17 protein-coding genes and 2 pseudogenes are annotated in these 17,536 nt (G+C 60.8%); 6 read left to right on the top strand and 13 right to left on the bottom strand.

The features are described from left to right. Window positions 1–55: 55 nt before the first annotated feature. On the top strand, window positions 56–604 hold the full coding sequence (locus FHW75_RS05990; RefSeq protein WP_183673325.1) for a PQQ-dependent catabolism-associated CXXCW motif protein: 549 nt from the start codon (window positions 56–58) through the stop codon (window positions 602–604). Window positions 605–658: 54 nt separating this feature from the next. Next, entirely contained in the window at window positions 659–1,324 is a 666-nt protein-coding gene (locus FHW75_RS05995; protein ID WP_019096518.1) for a response regulator transcription factor, read from the top strand. A 45-nt stretch (window positions 1,325–1,369) separates the two neighbouring features. Here FHW75_RS05995 and FHW75_RS06000 read toward each other — a convergent pair whose 3' ends face one another. The 11 genes from FHW75_RS06000 to FHW75_RS06050 all read right to left on the bottom strand — a co-directional run bounded on the left by FHW75_RS06000 (window position 1,370) and on the right by FHW75_RS06050 (window position 12,029). Next, window positions 1,370–3,307, bottom strand: coding sequence for a NahK/ErcS family hybrid sensor histidine kinase/response regulator (locus FHW75_RS06000; protein WP_371104903.1), 1,938 nt, complete (start codon window positions 3,305–3,307; stop codon window positions 1,370–1,372). Continuing rightward, window positions 3,237–4,400, bottom strand: coding sequence for a nitric oxide-sensing protein NosP (nosP, locus tag FHW75_RS06005; RefSeq protein WP_019096516.1), 1,164 nt, complete (start codon window positions 4,398–4,400; stop codon window positions 3,237–3,239). The genes FHW75_RS06000 and nosP overlap by 71 nt, the downstream gene beginning before the upstream one ends. Window positions 4,401–4,530: 130 nt before the next feature. After that, window positions 4,531–5,718 carry a porin gene (locus tag FHW75_RS06010; protein WP_016714314.1) on the bottom strand — a complete coding sequence of 396 codons (1,188 nt, stop codon included), beginning with the start codon at window positions 5,716–5,718 and terminating at the stop codon, window positions 4,531–4,533. Window positions 5,719–5,957: 239 nt separating this feature from the next. After that, window positions 5,958–6,557: a hypothetical protein gene (locus FHW75_RS06015; protein WP_183673326.1), complete on the bottom strand. Its 600-nt coding sequence runs from the start codon at window positions 6,555–6,557 to the stop codon at window positions 5,958–5,960. Continuing rightward, the gene (locus tag FHW75_RS06020; protein ID WP_183673327.1) at window positions 6,557–7,255 is read right to left on the bottom strand and encodes a hypothetical protein; all 699 of its coding nucleotides are present in this window, start codon (window positions 7,253–7,255) and stop codon (window positions 6,557–6,559) included. The genes FHW75_RS06015 and FHW75_RS06020 overlap by 1 nt, the downstream gene beginning before the upstream one ends. 90 nt (window positions 7,256–7,345) lie before the next feature. Continuing rightward, window positions 7,346–8,107: a phosphate ABC transporter ATP-binding protein PstB gene (gene pstB, locus FHW75_RS06025; RefSeq protein ID WP_042131386.1), complete on the bottom strand. Its 762-nt coding sequence runs from the start codon at window positions 8,105–8,107 to the stop codon at window positions 7,346–7,348. A 75-nt stretch (window positions 8,108–8,182) separates the two neighbouring features. After that, window positions 8,183–9,076, bottom strand: a complete 894-nt coding sequence (pstA, locus tag FHW75_RS06030; protein ID WP_016714318.1) for a phosphate ABC transporter permease PstA — start codon at window positions 9,074–9,076, stop codon at window positions 8,183–8,185. Beyond that, the gene (gene pstC / locus FHW75_RS06035) at window positions 9,076–10,041 is read right to left on the bottom strand and encodes a phosphate ABC transporter permease subunit PstC (RefSeq protein WP_016714319.1); all 966 of its coding nucleotides are present in this window, start codon (window positions 10,039–10,041) and stop codon (window positions 9,076–9,078) included. The genes pstA and pstC overlap by 1 nt, the downstream gene beginning before the upstream one ends. 70 nt (window positions 10,042–10,111) lie before the next feature. Continuing rightward, entirely contained in the window at window positions 10,112–11,143 is a 1,032-nt protein-coding gene (gene pstS / locus FHW75_RS06040) for a phosphate ABC transporter substrate-binding protein PstS (protein ID WP_016714320.1), read from the bottom strand. 140 nt (window positions 11,144–11,283) lie between these two features. Beyond that, a complete protein-coding gene (locus tag FHW75_RS06045; RefSeq protein ID WP_183673328.1) occupies window positions 11,284–11,517 on the bottom strand; it encodes a hypothetical protein in 234 nt (77 codons plus the stop codon). 80 nt (window positions 11,518–11,597) lie between these two features. Further along, entirely contained in the window at window positions 11,598–12,029 is a 432-nt protein-coding gene (locus FHW75_RS06050; protein ID WP_019096512.1) for an MAPEG family protein, read from the bottom strand. 106 nt (window positions 12,030–12,135) lie between these two features. On the opposite strand from FHW75_RS06050, the gene FHW75_RS06055 reads away from it, so the two are divergent. Beyond that, window positions 12,136–12,954: a helix-turn-helix domain-containing protein gene (locus FHW75_RS06055; RefSeq protein WP_089230062.1), complete on the top strand. Its 819-nt coding sequence runs from the start codon at window positions 12,136–12,138 to the stop codon at window positions 12,952–12,954. Here FHW75_RS06055 and FHW75_RS26735 read toward each other — a convergent pair. Then, window positions 12,944–13,351 (bottom strand): annotated as a pseudogene (locus FHW75_RS26735) (hydratase); the annotation flags it as partial. The gene FHW75_RS06055 and the pseudogene FHW75_RS26735 sit on opposite strands and share 11 nt — an antisense overlap. Window positions 13,352–13,718: 367 nt before the next feature. Between FHW75_RS26735 and FHW75_RS06065 the strand changes: the two are divergent. Further along, a complete protein-coding gene (locus FHW75_RS06065; RefSeq protein ID WP_161989859.1) occupies window positions 13,719–14,672 on the top strand; it encodes an RHS repeat-associated core domain-containing protein in 954 nt (317 codons plus the stop codon). Window positions 14,673–14,789: 117 nt separating this feature from the next. On the opposite strand, the pseudogene FHW75_RS26980 reads toward FHW75_RS06065, so the two are convergent. Next, window positions 14,790–14,891: pseudogene (locus tag FHW75_RS26980) on the bottom strand (DUF2780 domain-containing protein); the annotation flags it as partial. Window positions 14,892–15,128: 237 nt separating this feature from the next. Here FHW75_RS26980 and FHW75_RS06070 point away from each other — a divergent pair. Both FHW75_RS06070 and FHW75_RS06075 read left to right on the top strand, forming a co-directional pair. Further along, window positions 15,129–16,004, top strand: coding sequence for a universal stress protein (locus tag FHW75_RS06070; protein ID WP_084297129.1), 876 nt, complete (start codon window positions 15,129–15,131; stop codon window positions 16,002–16,004). Between the two features lie 247 nt (window positions 16,005–16,251). Then, on the top strand, window positions 16,252–17,478 hold the full coding sequence (locus tag FHW75_RS06075; RefSeq protein WP_016714324.1) for an MFS transporter: 1,227 nt from the start codon (window positions 16,252–16,254) through the stop codon (window positions 17,476–17,478). Window positions 17,479–17,536 lie beyond the last annotated feature (58 nt).

The following is a 17,536-nucleotide window of genomic DNA, read 5'->3' on the forward strand; positions in this document are numbered from 1 at the left end:
TTCACAACACACCACCACTGGCATGTAATGGGCCTATAACAAAAAGGATAAAACCATGCCACGTGCCCCGCGCCCTTTGCTGGCTGCCCTTTCGCTGTGTCTGTCACTGGGTATCGCCCAGGCCGACACCACCCCGCTGTTTTCCGCCGAAGGCTACCGCGCCACCCTCTACCGCAGCCCGACCCCGCAACAGGTCGAGGGCGGCCAGGTCATCGACACCGCGACGCTGCAAAACCTGATGGCACAAAGCCCCAGGCCAGTACTGATCGACGTCTATCGCCGCCAATGGCTGCAAGGCCAATTCATCGAAGACGAACCGCACGCCAACCTCCCGGGTAGCCTTTGGCTGGCCAACACCGGCGACGGCGAGCTGAGCCCGGCCTGGCAGGACTACTTCGTGCGCAACCTGCAAAAAGCCACTGCCGGGCACCCGGAGCACCCCCTGGTTTTTTATTGCCGCTCCGATTGCTGGTTAAGCTGGAACGCGGTAAAACGCGCTAAAGCCCTGGGCTACGACAACCTGTACTGGTACCGCGACGGCCTGGACGCCTGGCAGCAGGCCAACCTGCCGCTGCAGCCAGCGCAACCTGTGCCCTTTCCCTGAACTGCCTGTAAATGCGTGCCCCGCCCCCTCCAATAAAAACAAGGTGAAAAGGCCATGTACAAAATTTTGATTGCCGACGATCACCCGCTGTTTCGCGAAGCCATCCACAACGTCATCAGCGATGGCTTCCAGGGCAGCGAGGTCATGGAAACCGCCGACCTGGACAGCGCCCTGGCCCTGACCCAGGCGCACGACGACCTCGACCTGATCCTGCTCGACCTGAACATGCCCGGCATGCATGGCCTTAACGGGCTGATTACCCTGCGCAACGAGGCGCCGACCACCCCGGTGGTGATCGTTTCGGCCGAGCAGGAAAAGCAGATCGTGCTGCAGGCCATCACCTACGGTGCCGTGGGTTTCATCACCAAGTCTTCGCCCCGTTCGCAGATGATCGAAGCGATCGAGCAGATCCTCAACGGCAATGTCTACCTGCCGCCCGACATCATCCGCGCCCAGAAAAGCAGCACCAGCCGGCGCCACAACGAGGCGCCGAGCTTCCCGCCGGAAATGCTCCAGGCCCTGACCCGCAAGCAGCTGCTGGTACTGGAGCGCATGACCAAGGGTGAGTCGAACAAGCAAATTGCCTATACGCTGGACATCGCCGAAACCACGGTGAAGGCTCATGTTTCGGCGATCTTGCGCAAGCTCAATGTGCATAACCGGGTGCAGGCCATTCTCAGTGCCGGGGATATCGATTTTGCCGACTACCTGCGGCGTTAGCCTGTTCTGGCCTCTTCGCGGGCGAGCCCGCGAAGAGGCCAGCGGCTATGTCATGCTGCCGGCCAGCAGGTGACTCATCGCCGTCTTGAGCTTCATCGGCCGCACCGGCTTGTGCATCAGGGTGTGGCCCAGCTCGCGAATCTGCTGCTTGAGGTCGTTGCTGTAGTTCGCGGTAATCATCAGCGCCGGTAATGGCTGGGTGCGCCGGGCATTGATCCGCGCCACGGCGTCGACACCGTTGCAGTCGTTGTCCAGATGGTAATCGGCTATCAGCAGGTCGGCTTCGGCATGGTAGTTGTCCACCTGGCGTGCCAGGTCTTCCTCCGACAGCGCCGTGACCACCCGGCAGCCCCACCCCTCCAGCAAGGTGCGCATGCCGGCGCAAATCGCCGCGTCGTTATCCAGCACCCACACCCGCGCCCCGCGCAGGCGTTCGAGCATTGGCTCGCTGACCACCTGGCTCGGCTGGGTTTTGGGCGCGGTGGTGCTCAGTGGCACTTCGACGGCGAATACCGAGCCTTTGCCAAGCCATGAACGTACCCGTATCCGATGCCCAAGGATGCCGGCGATCTTTTCTACAATCGCCAGGCCCAGGCCTAGCCCGCGGTCCTGGTCCGGGCGCTGCACATCACCGCGCTTGAACTCCTGGAACATGTCGTCCAGGTGCTCTTCGGCAATGCCGATGCCACTGTCCCACACTTCGATCCGCAGGCCGCCACGCAGGCGCCGGCAGCCCAGCACCACACGCCCGCTGCGGGTGTAGCGAATGGCATTGCTGAGCAGGTTGCGCAGGATCCGCGCCAGCAGCTGGATGTCACTGCGCACCACCGCCGAACAGCCCACGAAATGCAGTTCAAGGCCTTCACTGCGCGCCACCTGTGCGTATTCGGCAGCAAGGTTGTCCATCAGTTCCCGCAGGGCAAACGGGGCGACATCGGCTTTGATCACCCCGGCATCGAGCTTGGAAATGTCGACCAGAGTGCCGAGCAAGTTCTCCACATCTTCGAGCGAATTGCTGACGTTACGTACCAGGTGGGCGCTGTCTTGCGGGTCGCGGCGCTCCAGCAATGCGCTGGTGAACAGCCGCGCCGCGTTCAGCGGTTGCAGCAGGTCGTGGCTGACCGCTGCGAGGAACTTGGTTTTCGACAAGTTGGCCTGTTCGGCCTCGCGCTTGGCCTCGCGCAGGCGAGCCTCGGCTTGGCTTCGCTCTTCGATTTCACGCAGCAACTGGTCATTGAGGCTGGTCAGTTCGGCGGTGCGTTCGCGCACCCGCTGCTCCAGGTGCTGATAGGCCTGGTGCAGCGCCTGGGCGGTGTTGCGCCGCTCGGTAATGTCGCGGATCAACACGAAGATGCCCACCACCTCGCCGCTGGCCAGGCGGTTCGGCACGTAGGAGCGCAGCATGTAGCGTTCCTGGCCATTGATATTGGTTTCGGCAAATTCGAAGGTGACGCTCTCCCCCGCCAGCGCCCGCGCCACATAGGCTTCCAGGCGCTGGTAATGCTGTTCGCTGTGGGCCTCGCGCAGGCTCTGGCCAAGCATTACGCCGTGGGGCCAGCAATACCATTCTTCATACACCTTGTTGGTGAACTCGTAGACCAGATCGGCGTTCAGGTAAGCGATCAGCGCCGGTACATTATCGGTAATCAGGCGAATCTGATGCTGGTGGGCGGTCTCGGCCCGCTGGCGGGCCTCGCTGAGCAAGCGGTTGACGGCCTTGAGCTCGGCCATGGCCTGGTTCAGGGCATCGGTGCGTTCACGCACCTGCTCGGCCAGCACCACGGAATGCTGAAACGCCGCATAGGGATCGTTACCCCGGGTTACCCCAGACTCGATGCGTTCAATCAACGCGCCGTTGATCCGCTGCAGCTTTTGGTTTTCGTGCTGCAGCCGGGTGACCTCGGCCTGCAGCTCAGCGCCCGACAGGAGGCCGGTTGCGGGCAATGGCGACCCCGGTGAAGGTCTGGTTGATGTGCATGCCATTGAACTGTTCTCCGTAGGTGTTGAAACCGATCACCCGCTGCTCACGCAGAAACGCGCCTACCGGTTCCAGGCCATGCCGGGCCTCCAGTTCCAGCCGCCGCAGGAAGCAATCACAACCAATGGTCAGCAACAGCGGCCCGAGGCGCTGGCGCAGGCCGTCGAACAGCTGGTGCAGGTTAGGCAACAGCGGGCCTGGGGTCATGGCCGTAAGCACGATGCCGTTTTCCACTGCACAGTAAAAACTCAGGCTCAGGTCCGGGTGCACCTGCTGGATCGCGCGCACGTAGTACTGGTCGTGAATGCGCACGGCCAGCGGGTGAGCGGCGAACACTCTATGGTCAAGCGCAGCCACCGGTACACCGATGTGGCGGGCGTATTCTTCGGCTGCGGGCTCGGCATTCAGTTCAAAGACCCGGCGCTGGGCGCTGTCGGCGCCGGTTACCACCAGCTTTTCCTGGCGTGGCAAGATGTGGTGCGTGGTGAACACTTCAAAATCGAGCCAGGTGTTGACCAGCACCACCACGGCCGCCCCGTTGTGGAAGGCGCCCCCGTAGTACACGTGGGTACGTGTCAGGTAGTTGTCGTCACCGGCAGAGCCCCCGAAATGCGGGATTTCACCTAACGCCGCGCTGAGCGCGGCAAGCACCATTTCCTCGCGGCTGGACAGGCCGTCGAGCAAGGTCAGGGCAAAGCTGTGGCCCTTGATGGGGGCTAACGTATTGCTGCGGCAGGTGCCGACCAGGCGCTCGACCATCTGCTGGGCGTCGATCAGGCTGAAGCGCTCCATTTCATCGATCAGCGCAGTGGCGATAGAAAAGTGCCGGTGATCAAAGCCTACGGCTGTGACGCAATTACGGCCGTAGCCCTGCGGCGTGATTTCGCCGGCGCTGGTGCAGCCGACCAGGCGGATGCCGCCGAAACCTTGCTCCAGGGCCTCGCCCAAGGCCTGCAAGTCGTATTCGGCGGAACAGAAGAACAGCACGAAACCCAGGTGCGGGTGCAGCAATTGCCGCGCCAGGTCCTGGGCGGCCAACCGGGCGTCGGTGGCCTGGGACATGGCGCTGACCACACCGTCGTTTTGAGCCTGCTGCATTGGGGTCTCCGGCGCGGGGTGGCTGAGGGGTCAGTGTACGAAGGTGTTTGCGGGGGACGAATGCTACTTGGGTAGCGGGTGGGCGGTTCCATGGGCGTAAATGTTGGGGCCGCTTTGCGGCCCCGGGTGCCTACCAGGTCAACACCGCACCCACTGCAAAGGTATCGGTGTCTTCGTTCTGCGCACTGGTGTCATGCCCATCGATGGAAAACTGGTTGTACTCGGCCACCAGCTTCAGGTTGTCGTTGACGTCATGGAACAGTGCCACGCCACGGGTCTCGTAGTCCGCCCCGCTGCCCACCGCACCGTTGCCGTCGTCCTTGGTCTTGCCATACGACAAGGCAATGCGGTTCTTGCCGACTTTGTACGAACCCTGCAACAGGTAGCCGTCACTGTCGACGTTACGCAAGACCGGTTCGCCGGCATTGTTGGTAAAGAACGGGTTGATACCCTTGGCCTGGAACCCCGAGCCGGTCAGCGACAGCCCGCCCATCTTCGCCTGCACGCCATAGCCCACACCTTTGGACGTGATCGTCTCCACCGTCGAGTCGGTGTTGTCGGAGGTCTGGTAACTGCCGTTGACCCAGCTGTAGATCTGCGCCCCGCCCAGGTCGAACTGGTAGGTAATCTCGCTCTCGGTACGCGGGTTTTCCTGGTAGGCCTTGCCGGTCGGGCTGCTGTCGTTGGTGTCCACCGGGTCCATGATGCCTACCGCCACGCGCAGGCCGTCCATTACCGGGGTGCGGTAGGTGATCTGCGAGGTGGGGAACGGGTACGGGTAGCCACTGCCGATGTTGCCGAACGACACCCCGCCGCCGTCCACCAGCCCCAAGGTGTCACTGACCTGGCCGTAGCCGGCCAGCAGTTCGTCGAGCAGGATGTTGGAACGGGCGAACAGCCCGAAGTCCTTGCCGATCAGCACCTCGCCCCACTCGGGATTGGCCACGGTGCCGTAGAACTGGCGCACGTCGATGGCGGTGTCGGTGCCGTTGGTTTCACTGTCGTTGATGGTGACCCAGAACGAGGCACGTGCGCCGAGCTTCAGGTCATCCACCTGCTTGCCCATGTTGAAGCCCAGGTAGTTGGGCAAGAAGCCCATTTTCACCCGCGACTGGCGGCGATCGAACTGCTCGCCTTCGCGGTCGACCTTGCTGTTGACGTAGAAGGCATTGATGTAGCCGTCGGTGGAAAAGGTGGTCTGGTCTTTGTCGTACAGCATGATCTCGGCTTCGGCGACGCCACTCAGGCCCAGGGCAGAAAAGCTGGCGATGGCGGCGGCGAGGAAACGAGGCGGCAGGTGCTTATTGTTGTTGTACATGGCGCGCTCCAAACAGGGGACTGGATGTCGGAGGCGATTATCAGAACAGGGCAAATTGCCAGATACGCTGCTTTGGGGCGGGGTGGTGGGTGCTTTAGATCGGCTCGTGAGGCGTGATGATTTGGAAGCGCAACCTGATGGGACCGGGATGCAAGACTTACGGTGTACGCATGAATAACCGGCTGGTATCAGTACGGCTGAACGAACTGGGGCCGCTTTGCGGCCCCATTAACGTGTGCTCAGGAAGCAAGCGCCTGCGAACGCTGGCGCAGTGGCATTTGGTAGCGGTGCGGTTGCTGACAGGCCAGCCGTGCCTGCACATCGACGACCGCGTCCTTCACCTTCTGGGCCCAGTGCTCATCCTTCGGGCACACCACCACCACACGAAAACCATGGTCGACACCTTCCAGCCGCACACCTTCGGAGTCATCGACATGCAGGTCGATATCGAACGCCGAGGGTAACTTCGAGGGGGAATTCTCCAGGCCTTTCTGGGCCAGGATGTGTTGGTGCCGGTCGCTGTTGACCACGCCATCGACATGGATGCCATACAGCATCAGCCAGCGGCGAATGTAGGCCGGGGTGCGCCCCGAGGAGGTATAGATCCAGATGCTGCAACCCTGGCGGCGCAGGTCGCGGATCAGCGAACGCGTGCCACTGCGCAGGGGCTCGCCCAACCAGCGGTGGACGAAGCCCGGCAGCTTGCTGTCCTCGGCGTCAGCGTGCTCAGGCAGGCAGGCGAGCGTGTCGTCGATATCGAAGGAAATACGTACCTGGCCACGCTTGAGCTTGCGCTCGATGGCTTGGCGCCCGCGCTGGAGCATGGATGAACGAAGCATCAGCGGCTCCTCTCGCAGGCAGGCACGGGCGTACAGCTCAGGAAGAACTTGCCGGGCTCAGGCGCCTTCGCTTCAAGGAAAGCGGCGTACTTTTTCTTGATTTTGGGTAGTTCGTACAAAGCCTTGACACCGTGTTTGGCGGAGTTGCGAATGACCGAGGACGGGTTGAAGTAACCCTCGGCGTTATCCAGCGACAGCACGAATGGCGGCAGCCCGGCACGCATCAGCAAATAGCTGACAATGAGCGAACCCGTGCGGTTGTTGCCTTCGATGAACAGCTGCGGCTTGCTGAGGATACGTACATACACACCGGCAGCCCGCTTCCAGACCGAATCGCTGCGGTACGCGCAGTACCAGTTGTACAAATCCTTGATGCCACCTTCGACGTTGTTGAAAAAGTGCGCCTCGGTTGCAGCCAGGTGGGGGGCGAACTCCAGGCGGCGGGCCGGGTCGCTGCCGCACAGCACGGTGGCATTGATTTCCAGCATCAGGTTCAGCTGTTGCAGGTCGAACAGGTCGATACCGCGAGCGACATAGTCGTCAATCAGGGCATAGCCTTCAAGCACATTCAGCAGCACCTCGTCGGTGAACGGGTCCCTCGGTTCGGTGAAATGCTGGCTGAGTTCGGCAAAGCGGCCTTGCACCTCGCGCAGTGCGCGCTCTACCGCTGACAGATCAAGACGACGCATCGCTGGCATTGGAAATCCCGGGTAACACTTTAAGGGAAGGTAACGCGGCCGGGCGTTGCACCCTTCCTGGCTGCAACGCCCGGCCACCTTGAAAAGTGATCAGCTGAACTTGCCGCTGATGTAGTCGGCAGTCAGTTGTTCACGCGGGTTCTGGAAAATCTGCGTGGTCGGGCCCATCTCGACCAGGTAACCGGTACGGGTACCCTGGGAGATATCGACCGAGAAGAACGCGGTGGTGTCGGCGACACGAATCGCCTGCTGCATGTTGTGGGTTACCAGCGCGATGGTGTAGTCCTTCTTCAGTTCGACCATCAGCTCTTCCACGCGGCGGGTAGCGATCGGGTCAAGTGCCGAGCACGGCTCGTCCAGCAGCAGCACCTCCGGTTCGGTGGCGATGGCGCGCGCGATGCACAGGCGCTGCTGCTGGCCGCCGGACAGGGACAGGCCGCTGACCTTGAGCTTGTCCTTTACTTCGTCCCACAGGGCGGCGCCTTGCAGCGCGTGCTTCACGCGGTCACCCAGGTCGCCCTTGTAGCGGTTCAGGCGCAGGCCGAACGCGACGTTGTCAAAAATGCTCATCGAGAACGGGTTGGGCTGCTGGAACACCATGCCGATGTAGCGGCGCACGACTACCGGGTCGACGCCCTTGCCGTAGACATCCTGGCCTAGGAAGTGCACATGCCCTTCGAAGCGGAAGCCTTTGACCAGGTCGTTCATGCGGTTGAGGCTACGCAGCACGGTACTCTTGCCGCAGCCGGATGGCCCGATGAAGCCGGTGATCTCGTTCTTGCGGATCGGCACATGGCTGTCGCGTACGGCCATGAAGTTGCCGTAGAAGATCTTGTCCAGCTTGCAGTCCATGACGATGGGGGTTTCGTTGACCACGGGAGCGACCTTTTGCGCAGTGGATACGTTCAAGTTTGGATGCTCCCTTTCTCAATACTTGGGCTTGCCGAAAACACGGCTAAGAATGTTGATTACCAGCACGATCATTACCAGTACCAGCGAAGCCGCCCAGGCGAGCTCCAGCTGGTTGTCGAACGGCATGCCGGAGAAGTTGTAAATCAGTACGGCCAGCGAGGCCGTGGGGTTCATGACCGCCAGGCTGCCGTCGTGATAAATCCAGTAGTTGCTGAACAGCGCGGTGAACAGCAGTGGCGCGGTTTCGCCAGCGGCGCGGGCCACGGCCAGCATGACGCCGGTCAGGATGGCGGGCAGGCCGGTGGGCAAGACGATCTTCCAGATCACCTGTGCACGGGTGCAACCCATGCCGTAGGCAGCATCTTTCATGATCTTGGGCACCATCTTCATCGACTCTTCGGCGGTCAGCACCACGATCGGCAGCATCAGTACCGCCAGTGCCACGCCACCTGCCGGCGCCGAATAGGTACCGGTGGTCATCACCACCAGGGCGTAGGCAAATACACCGGCCAGGATCGACGGCAGGCCAGTGAGCATCTTGGCGGCAAAGCGCGCGGCGTTGGCCAGCTTGCTGTCCGGCCCGAGTTCGGCCAGAAATACCGCCGCCAGGATGCCAACCGGCACCGCGATGGCTGCGGCGATACCGACCATGACGAACGTACCGGCCATGGCGTTGCCGAAGCCACCGCCCATCTCGAAGCCGGTGGGCGGCAGCTCGGTGAACACTTCCAGGTTAAGGCGTGCACCGCCGCGGGTAACCAGCATGTACAGCACGGAAATCAGCGGCACGCTGGCCACCAGCGCCGCAACCCAGGCCAGCGTGGTCAGTATCAGGCTGCGCAGGGCACGGCCTTCCAGCTTGCGCTGCAGGCTGGGCAAAGCAGTTGTTGGGGTGCTGAGGTCCGTCATTATTTGTTACCCCGCTGGGCGTAGAGCATGATCATCGAGCCGAGCACGTTCACCAGCAGGGTGATGAACATCAGCACCAGTGCGGCGTACATCAGTACTTCGACCTCGTTCGGGCCGGCTTCCGGGAAGTTCAGCGCCAACAGCGCCGCCAGGGTGTTGGCCGGTGCGAACAGGGACACGGAAATGGTGTTGGCGTTGCCGACCAGCATGGCCAGCGCCATGGTTTCACCCAAGGCACGGCCCAGGCCGAGCACCAGCGAACCGAAAATACCGGTGGCGGCGGATGGCACCATCACCTTGAGGATGGCTTCCCAGTGGGTAGTCCCCATGCCGTAGGCCGCCTGCTTGGTTTTCATCGGCACGCTGGTGAGCGCATCCTGGGAAACGGCGGCGATGGTCGGCAGGATCATGATGGCCAACACCAGCGCCGCAGGCAGCAGGCCTGGCCCGCTCAAGGAAGTGCCGAAAAACGGGATCCAGCCCAGCTCGCTGTTCAACCAGGTGGTCAGCGGGCGGATGGCCGGGATAACGACGTAGATGCCCCACAGGCCATAAACCACGCTGGGGATGGCGGCGAGCAACTCGACAATGGTGCGGAACACGGCAGCCAGCCGTGCCGGCAGGAAATCCTGGGTGAGGAAAATGGCCATGCTGACGCCGAAGAAACCGGCGATCAACAGTGCGATGAAGGCGCTGTAAAGCGTGCCCCAGATCGCTGGCAGAATACCGTACTTGCCTTGGTTAACATCCCAGACGCTGCCGAACAGCACGTCAAAACCGTGTTTTTCAATGCCTGGCAGTGCCTTGCGGCCCACTTCGTAGACCAGCGCGACGACCAGCGCCAGTACCAGCACCACACCAATGCGCGCAAGCGCACGGAAGGTGCGATCAACCAGGAAGTCTTTCGCTGACGGTGGCTGGCACGCAGAGTCGGGGTTATCCGGTATGGCAAAGGGTGTGTTCATGGGCAAATTCCGGGACAAGGGACAAACACGCCCGGCACGGCTTCACTGCCATACCGGGAGCGCCTGGGTATTACTGGATGTTGGCCGACGCTTTGCGCACCTGGTCGACAACCGACGGTGGCAGCGGGATGTAACCCATCGAATCGGCGATGGTCTGGCCTTTGGTCAGGCTGTACTCGACCATTTCACGCATGGCTTTGGCCTTGGCCGGGTTGCCGTTGTCCTTGCGGAAGATCATCCAGGTGTAGGAGGTGATCGGGTAGGACTTGGCACCGGTCGGGTCTGGCAGCCAGGCCACCAGGTTTTCCGGCATGTTCACCGCAGCCAGTGCTTCGGCACCGCTCTCGGCGTTCGGCACGACGTATTGGCCAGCCTTGTTCTGCAGCACGGCGAAGTCGACCTTGGCCAGCTTGGCAAAACCGTACTCGATGTAGCCGATGGCGCCTGGGGTCTGGCGGACGGTGGCGGTTACGCCATCGTTTTTCGGCGATTTGATGAACTTGTCAGTGGCCGGCCAGTTAACGGTGTTGCCTTCACCCAGCCCTTGCTTGAAGTCAGCGTTGATGGCCGACAGGTGCTTGGTGAAGACGGCGGTGGTACCGCTGGAGTCGGCACGCACCACCACGGTGATCGGGGTGGCAGGCAGCTTCAGCTCAGGGTTGGCCGCAGCGATTTGCGGGTCGTTCCACTGGGTGATCTTGCCGAGGAAGATGTTGGAGTACACATCGCGCGGCAGCTTCAGGCCTTTAGGGTTGCCCGGCAGGTTGTAAGCCAGCACGATTTCACCGGCGGTCATTGGCAGCAACTGCACGCCTTCGCCAACCTTGGCAATGTCTGCTTCGCTCATGGCCGAGTCGCTGGCGGCGAAGTCGACGGTCTTGTTCAGGAAGTCCTGTACACCCGCCCCGCTCCCCTTGGACTGGTAATCAACGGTGACGCCAGCGGTGTTCTTGCTGAAGTCCTTGAACCAGGTCAGGTAGATGGGTGCAGGGAAGCTGGCACCGGAACCGGTCAGGCGAACGTTTTCGGAAGCAAAGGCTGCCGAAGTGGCGCAGAGGGAAACGGCAACAGCGAGTGCAGCAGACTTCATCAGGCGTTTCATCAAAATGTGCTCCGTGTGATGGCCGGCACACTTTGCATCAGCTGTGTTACAGCTTTGTGACTATTGAATGGCAGGCCGCACGTTAGAGCTTTCTGGTTGCGCCATCACGGCAGATTGATGCCATGCGCGGCTCACCGGCATCAACCAAGGCCGGCAATACCCCCATCATCTGTTTCTGGGCAGCGGTTACGGCATAGGCACTCGAACTCCGCCGCAGCCCGGGTCGGAAAGTTGAGGCTCAGGCGCATCTTGTCTTGCGTGTCATAAAGGTCGTAGCCCTCCCCCAACACGGCAGGAAAGCCGAGGCGGCGCGGGTAGATTTCTTTCTGGAGCGGCACGGCAGGAACCACAACGAAGCGCGTCTGCATGATCATCCCTCTTCGGCAGTGCTTTAGTATTAGTACTGCTAGAGGAAAGCATCAAGCTGACTCATGCAAAATTGCGCGGGCGGTCATCAGGCCCGGTAAAGGCTGAATACCCTCATCAGGATGAGCACGCAAAAGCCCAGCAGGCAGAGCACACCGATACCATAGAAAAGTGTTCGCCAAGGCTGCAGCGCCGCCAGGTAGGCCCCTGTGTGCAGGCCCCTGGCCAAGGTGAACACGACGCACAGCCAGGCAGTGAGTGCGGCAGGCGAATCCAGTGCAATGGCCAGCCCGCCAAGGGCAAAAAAAGCCGGGATGTTCTCAAGATCATTGGCCCACACTCTGGAGGCGCGGATTACCTGCGGGCGCTCCGCTGGCTGAGGGGCGCGCTTGAAGACAGCGGCATCCTCCGGGTTGGTGAACGCGACAACGCGCAAGCGGTGGTAACCCTGATAACAGGAGACCAGGAACATCTTCAGGAACAACGCGACCACGCAAAGCGCAAAGACATGCAAGCCCATCGTCCTCTCCTTGGTAGGGTTTGCCAGCACAGTAGTGATAGGGTTGCTTGCGCTCAATGACCCGTGAGGTCATGGACATTGCACTCAAGGACGATCAGGGCAACGCATGAATCCGCATCTTTTCCATCGAAATACCCCTGCCCCACAGACCACGGCGGGCCAGCATCTGCGTCAGCTGCGCCGGCAGGCCAACCTCAGCCAACTGGAACTGGCGCTGCTGGCGGGGCTGTCGCAGCGTCATCTGAGCTGTGTGGAAACCGGGCGCGCCAAGCCCAGCCCGAGCACCTTGCATGCCCTGCTTTCGGCGCTTGGCGCGTCGCTGGCGTTATGTAATGAGGTGTTCGTCGCCGCCGGGTACGCGCCCCGCTACGCGGCCTCGCCACTCGATGCGCCTGAACTGGCCTTGGTACACACCGCTATCGACCATATCCTGCAGGTGAACAACCCCGCACCGGCAATCGTCATCGACAGCAACTGGGACGTCATCGCCGCCAATACCAGTACGGGCCTGCTGTTGGCGATGGCAGGCGTTACGGCACAACCGGTGACAGGGCTTAACCTGTTGCAAACACTGCTCTGCCCTGGCGGCCTGGGCGACCACCTGGCCAATGCGCAAGAGATCCGCGCCGCTGCCTGGCAGCGCGCCACCAGGGAGGCCGCCGGCAACCCGGCACTGGCCGAGCGCTTGCACAGCCTGCCGGCCCCGGCCAGCCCACTTGAAACGGCGGCGGCGGCTCCCGTGTTGCTCACCCGTGTATGCACGCCTTACGGTGTGCTGACGTTTCTGTCCACCTTCACCACATTCGGCATGCCGCAGGACATTACCGTGCAATCACTGCGCATCGAGCACCTGATCCCTGCCGACCCGCAGACACGGCAGCGGATGCAGGCGGCATTCGAACAGTGGTCGGCCGTTACAGGGTGAACGACAACGTCTGGCCAAGGAACCTGGCACTGACCTGATGCCCTGCTGCCTTCAGGTCGAAGGGCTGGCACATGGCCCCCGTGGTTACCACATCCCCGGCATTCAGGGTAAAGCCACGTTCGGCAGCATGGGCATACAGGTGGGCCAGCGACACCAACGGGTCGGTTGCGGCATCGCCCGTCAAGCACCGCACGCGTAGTTCGCCATCAACATGCACCTCGGTGGTCTCGGCCAGGTCGGCCAGCAAAGGCACGTCGATGCCTGCGCCGAGGCTGCTGCCCACGACCAAGGCTTCAAACCCCACGTTGTCCGCCACGAAGCTTGGCCAGCCGACGCTCTTGCGGTCGACAAAGCGCGAGCGCACCACTTCGAAGGTGACGCAGGTGGCGCGCACATCAGCGCGGCGCCTTCAGCCTGCGATACTTCATGGGCATAGCGTTGTGCCGGCGGGCCACCTGGGTGGCTTTCACCAGCCTTGGCGCGCAAATCGGGCCGTTGCTCGGCGACCCGCGCAACTACGGCTTCGACATGACCTTCGCTGCGGTCTTACTAAAAAAGCCTGGATAAATGGCCAACCAACCCTGTTACCCAAGCTACTGCAACCGCCACGGCGCAAGGTAACAGGTACAAACCCGTGACCGCCTTGGTCAGCCGGCCATGGATGCGTATACCTATCATTTTTGCCAGTAGTACCCGACTTGAAATCACGAGAGACTTATACCTGCACGCTTGCACACTTCTCAATGGACCGAGGTAATAGCACGATGAATGCCACACCTATTTTCAGGTTATATTTTTACCAGAACAAAAGTCTTATTTCAATCAAAGAGCACGCTAGAACTCATTCTGCTTTCAGAAATGGCGAACAGCCACTCGCGCTAATGGATTCGAGCAAAACAGGTGATTCCTGCCTTATTGCAATCAATGCTAGCCACTCAGTTCTTAACTACCAAAACACCAACCAAAAAAAAACAAATGTTTATTCACCCTATGGCTATGACCCCGCTGAAAACTCAATATTGGAGTTAATCAGCTTCACTGGTCAGGCATTGGACTCCATGACAAACTGTTACGCGCTTGGAGCGGGGCATCGCAATTACAGCCCTATTCTTATGCGCTTCCTAAGCCCTGACAGCTTAAGCCCCTTCAGGGACGGAGGGATAAACACATACGCTTACTGCTCTTCCGACCCCATTAACTATTCAGACCCATCCGCACAGACAAGACGCGTAGTCAGTAATATCGGCGTACCTCGCGGAGGAGTAAAAGCCCAGGTAATCAAACGCCAAGCCCAGGCATCCAAAGACCTAAGCAAACGCCCCCCATTGCAACGAGATAGCGTCACACACCCTATCAAAGGGGAGAAACTAATATCCGGCGACAAAAGATCCGTGCACTTCAATAAACATCTGATGCCCAGTAATATCTCTCACGGAGTCAACGGCGGACCAAAATCCATCCTGAAAAATAAACGCACCTATTCTCAGAATGACATTGATATCGGCTCATTTAACATTTTCGACCAAACAAGCCGACAGAACTATGTCAACGAACAAAACATAATGAAATTGAACACCCTACCCCATGGACATCCGCTACAAACGGCAATACAATCTGAAATTAACTTAGGAAATGGATCTAACTCTCTCGCCGCGGACAACGCTGCTGTCCGTGACGAAATACCACCTTTACCGCCTAGACTCAATCCAACTACTTGATAACATTGAGCCGGAATAATGCGCTGAATCGGGATCTATCGGGGTGGCCTCATAACCGGCAGCCAACCCCGACACAGAGGACAAGGCCTCCCGGCGATAGTACCTGCCAAAAGACCTTCAGACCGAAAGCTGTACCAACGGCGCCGTCCACAAGCTACCCAGATTCTGCAACAACGGCCCGGCAGCCCCCTGCTGCCCAACGTAAAGTAGAAACAATGGTTTTCCTTCTTGCCGGTGGTGGTGTTTGCCATTGTCGTCACAGGGGTGCTGCGCGTGCTGTTGCCAGCATGATTCGCTGCAGCTGCAGCTTCTCCATTCCATTGACACACATCAAGCCCTCACGCCGGGTTAGCGCGACGATGGTCGCAAGCACGGAATGACTCAAGCACCGCCAGGCGCACAGTGCTCAAGGTTCACCCTTGACCCTTGTGCGCAACCTTGGACAAGGAGCCCCACATGAACCCGCTGAAACACATACTGGTTGCCACCGACCTGTCCCCCTATGCCCGCAACGCTGCGGAGCGCGCCGCCTACCTGAGCAAAGCGCAACAGGCTTCGCTTGACCTGCTCTACGTTGCCAACCCGGCACCCTTCGAGCGCCTGAAGCAGTTGGTAGTGCCTGACGACGACCTGTTGAAGCGCGTACTGGATAGCGCCGGAGAAAAAATCCATGCGCTGGCCGCCATGCTGTTCCAGCGCTACGACATCTCTGCAGGTGTGCAGGTTGCCAGCGGCTCGGTGACCACGGAAATCACCCGGGTGGTACAGGACAAGCACAGCAGCCTGCTGGTGTGCGGCGCCAGGGGCCAAGGCGTGGCCCGGCGCCTGCTGCTCGGCTCGACCGTGCAGAAAATGCTCAACCGCATGCCCTGCCCTTTGCTGGTGGTCAAGCCTGCTCCTCGCGATGCCTACCGCACCGTGCTGGTTCCCGTCGACTTTTCCCCCGTATCGCTGCGCGCCATCGAGTTGGCCAGGCGTATTGCCCCACAGGCCGAGATCATTCTGTTACATGTGTACGAAGCACCGTTCGAAAGCAGCGTGCGCTTCGCCCACATCGACCACGACACCCTCACCCATTACCGCAATGTGATCCGCAAGGATGCTGTGACACAGCTTGCCGCCCTGAGCCAGGCAGCCGGCATGCCCGATGCACGGCAGATCGTTGTGCATGGCGACCCTGGCTGGCGCATTGCCGAACAGGAACAGGAGCTGGAATGCGACCTGATCGTGGTCGGCAAGCAGGGTACTAGCGCGCTGGAGGAGCTGTTGGTGGGTAGCGTCACCAAGCATGTACTGAACGAATCGCAGTGTGATGTGCTGGTGTCGCCATAACACACCGGACCAGGCGGGCAGCCTTTTTCCGAATGCTGCCCTACCCGCAGCATTCCCAGGTTCCGCAACAACTGCCTACAGTGACACTGCCATTGCAAGCGCTCTGCTCACGGTGTTTCATCGATTGCGCTGATGTTTACTATCAAGCGGCCTGCCTGTCGTCCTGACAAGGGCGTCCCTATAATCCCCTGCAAATCCCCCCGCTCCTGCGCCTGCTACAGGCGATATCCCTCATGGAACCAAACCCATGCCAAGCAACCGCCAGGCCCCTCGCGGCCTTCCCGAACATAGTCAACAGAGTGTCCTGCAGCAATGGCTGGCAATCCTCTCGGTCGCCGTGGGTGCCTTCGCCCTGGTCACCAGTGAGTTCCTCCCGGTGGGGGTGCTCAACGATGTGGCCAGCGACCTGGGCATCAGTGCCGGGCTTGCCGGCCTGATGGTGACCCTGCCCGGCATCATGGCCGCATTGGCCGCCCCCCTGATTTCCGTCGGCGTGGGTGCGCTGGACCGACGCTACCTGCTGATCGGCCTGACACTGATCATGATCATCGCCAACGCGATCGTGGCCTATGCCGGCGACTTCAACCTGCTGTTGGTCGGCCGCGTGCTGCTGGGTGTGAGCATTGGTGGTTTCTGGGCGACCGCCATTGCCCTTAGCGGCCGACTGGCACCTGATGGCATGGGCGTGGCCAAGGCCAACTCCATCATCATGGCTGGCGTAACCCTGGCAACCGTCGTGGGTGTACCCGTGGGCACCTGGCTCAGTGGCCTGATGGGCTGGCGCATGACCTTCCTGGTGACCGCACTGGTGGGTGTGCCTGTGCTGCTGGCCCAAGTGTTCCTGCTGCCGCGGCTGATGCCGGAAAAGGCCATTCGCATCAGCGACCTGCCGGCGCTGTTCATCAACCCGCAAGCACGGGTCGGCTTGATCGCCGTGTTGCTGATTGGCCTGGCGCACTTTGCCGCGTACACCTATGTCGCACCGTTCTTCAAGCAAAATGCCGGGTTCGACGGGCCTACGATCGGCTCCTTGTTGCTGCTGTATGGTGTGGCCGGCTTCATGGGTAACATCTTCGCCGGCTTTGCAGCCAACCGCAGCGTGCGGCATACCCTGATGCTGGTCGCGTTGATGATTGCCGTCAGCACTGCCCTGTTCCCGCACTTCGCCACCGGCATGACCGGCGCGGCGATGCTGATCGCACTGTGGGGCTTCGCCTTCGGTGCGTTCCCGGCCTGCGCCAACATCTGGATGTTTGTCGTAGCCCCCAAGGATGTCGAGCGTGGCATGCCGCTGTTCGTGGCCATGTTCCAGGTGATCATTGCCGTGGGCTCATTCTTCGGCGGCCAGGTGGTCGACCACATGGGCACAGCGGTGCTGCTGAGCCTGGCCACGGCGCTGGTAGGCTGCGGCTTTGTCACGGTGTTGGTGCTGGGCCGCAACGTCAGCAACAGCCTGGTGGCGCAGCCAGGCTGAGTTGTATTGCCGGGGCTGCTGTGCAGCCCCTTGTAGGCAAGCCCGCGTCTGCACACAG

It is taken from the genome of Pseudomonas sp. OG7 (genome assembly GCF_014192825.1).
GTDB lineage: Bacteria > Pseudomonadota > Gammaproteobacteria > Pseudomonadales > Pseudomonadaceae > Aquipseudomonas > Aquipseudomonas monteilii.

Excerpts from the sequence above, each read along its gene's own strand:
- FHW75_RS06065 (WP_161989859.1), top strand. The coding sequence starts at position 13,719 with ATGAATGCCACACCTATTTTCAGGTTATATTTTTACCAGAACAAAAGT.
- FHW75_RS06020 (WP_183673327.1), bottom strand. The coding sequence starts at position 7,255 with ATGCCAGCGATGCGTCGTCTTGATCTGTCAGCGGTAGAGCGCGCACTG.
- FHW75_RS06000 (WP_371104903.1), bottom strand. The coding sequence starts at position 3,307 with ATGGCATGCACATCAACCAGACCTTCACCGGGGTCGCCATTGCCCGCA.
- FHW75_RS06050 (WP_019096512.1), bottom strand. The coding sequence starts at position 12,029 with ATGGGCTTGCATGTCTTTGCGCTTTGCGTGGTCGCGTTGTTCCTGAAG.
- pstC (WP_016714319.1), bottom strand. The coding sequence starts at position 10,041 with ATGAACACACCCTTTGCCATACCGGATAACCCCGACTCTGCGTGCCAG.
- FHW75_RS05990 (WP_183673325.1), top strand. The coding sequence starts at position 56 with ATGCCACGTGCCCCGCGCCCTTTGCTGGCTGCCCTTTCGCTGTGTCTG.
- FHW75_RS06015 (WP_183673326.1), bottom strand. The coding sequence starts at position 6,557 with ATGCTTCGTTCATCCATGCTCCAGCGCGGGCGCCAAGCCATCGAGCGC.
- pstA (WP_016714318.1), bottom strand. The coding sequence starts at position 9,076 with ATGACGGACCTCAGCACCCCAACAACTGCTTTGCCCAGCCTGCAGCGC.
- FHW75_RS06075 (WP_016714324.1), top strand. The coding sequence starts at position 16,252 with ATGCCAAGCAACCGCCAGGCCCCTCGCGGCCTTCCCGAACATAGTCAA.
- FHW75_RS06010 (WP_016714314.1), bottom strand. The coding sequence starts at position 5,718 with ATGTACAACAACAATAAGCACCTGCCGCCTCGTTTCCTCGCCGCCGCC.
- FHW75_RS06045 (WP_183673328.1), bottom strand. The coding sequence starts at position 11,517 with ATGATCATGCAGACGCGCTTCGTTGTGGTTCCTGCCGTGCCGCTCCAG.
- FHW75_RS06070 (WP_084297129.1), top strand. The coding sequence starts at position 15,129 with ATGAACCCGCTGAAACACATACTGGTTGCCACCGACCTGTCCCCCTAT.
- nosP (WP_019096516.1), bottom strand. The coding sequence starts at position 4,400 with ATGCAGCAGGCTCAAAACGACGGTGTGGTCAGCGCCATGTCCCAGGCC.
- pstB (WP_042131386.1), bottom strand. The coding sequence starts at position 8,107 with ATGGACTGCAAGCTGGACAAGATCTTCTACGGCAACTTCATGGCCGTA.
- pstS (WP_016714320.1), bottom strand. The coding sequence starts at position 11,143 with ATGAAACGCCTGATGAAGTCTGCTGCACTCGCTGTTGCCGTTTCCCTC.
- FHW75_RS06055 (WP_089230062.1), top strand. The coding sequence starts at position 12,136 with ATGAATCCGCATCTTTTCCATCGAAATACCCCTGCCCCACAGACCACG.
- FHW75_RS05995 (WP_019096518.1), top strand. The coding sequence starts at position 659 with ATGTACAAAATTTTGATTGCCGACGATCACCCGCTGTTTCGCGAAGCC.